The sequence below is a fragment of the endosymbiont of Lamellibrachia barhami genome (assembly GCF_011947365.2).
In the GTDB taxonomy this organism is placed as follows: Bacteria; Pseudomonadota; Gammaproteobacteria; order Chromatiales; family Chromatiaceae; genus QGON01.
Genome location: NZ_JAAVSH020000006.1, coordinates 1 through 1,000, shown reverse-complemented (window position 1 = coordinate 1,000; position 1,000 = coordinate 1). Strand labels below are relative to the sequence as shown.

The window sequence follows — 1,000 nt, the reverse complement described above, 5'->3', positions numbered from 1 at the left end:
CAGCACTGATTTTAGAGCCGATCGTGCAGGGCGCCGGCGGCATGCATTTCTACTCCGCCGACTATTTACGCCAAGCAAGGGCATTGTGTGACCAATATGACGTACTGCTCATCCTCGATGAGATCGCCACCGGTTTCGGGCGCACAGGCAAACTGTTCGCCTGCGAGCATGCGGGTATCTCGCCGGATATCCTCTGTCTCGGCAAATCACTGACCGGTGGTTATATGACGCTGGCGACAACCCTGACCACCAGGGAAGTCAGCGGCGCCATCAGCCAGGGAGATCCCGGACTCTTTATGCATGGCCCGACCTTCATGGCCAACCCCCTCGCCTGCTCTGCCGCGCTCGCCAGTCTGCAACTGCTGCTCGAATCCCCCTGGCAAAAAAACATTGCCCGATTACAACAAGGTCTGGAACAAGGACTGGCGCCCTGTCGTCACTTCAAGCATGTCGCAGAAGTCAGGGTACTGGGTGCAATCGGTGTTGTTGAAATGAAGGAGCCGGTAGATATGAAAGAGATCCAGCCCAGGTTTGTGGATGCCGGCGTTTGGGTTCGCCCCTTCGGAAAACTCGTCTACCTGATGCCGGCCTTTGTGATGGAATCCGAAGACTTGGAGATACTGACCAAAGCCGTGGTTGAAGTGGTGGCCGGCACCAAGCCATCTTAAGTAAAGGCGTTTCAACCGTAACTTTACTTCTACCGTCAGACAATTCCCAAAGACTGCCCAGATCAAGTCGCAAACACATTGACCCCGTTTTTTTTGCATGGTAAAAAGTATTTATATTCCCCAGACGGGAATCTTGATTCTACCTGTCAGCAAAAAACATGGAGATATTTATGAAAGGACGCAGCATCAACCCTGGAATCTGGCTAGCCTTGGTCACGACAGTTGGGCTATTGCAGGGGTGTGCAACCCTAGGCCCTGCCTATAAAGAAGTCAGTGAAACACCAAGCGACAAATCAACCGTATATATCTATCGCCCAAGTAACTTTGTTGGC

Annotated in this window: 1 protein-coding gene; it reads left to right on the top strand. The window is 52.5% G+C overall.

Annotated features, from left to right (window positions below; genetic code table 11):
• A partial coding sequence (locus G9Q73_RS19025; protein WP_177421541.1) for an aminotransferase class III-fold pyridoxal phosphate-dependent enzyme occupies positions 1-668 on the top strand: 668 nt, incomplete at its 5' end.
• Positions 669-1,000 lie beyond the last annotated feature (332 nt).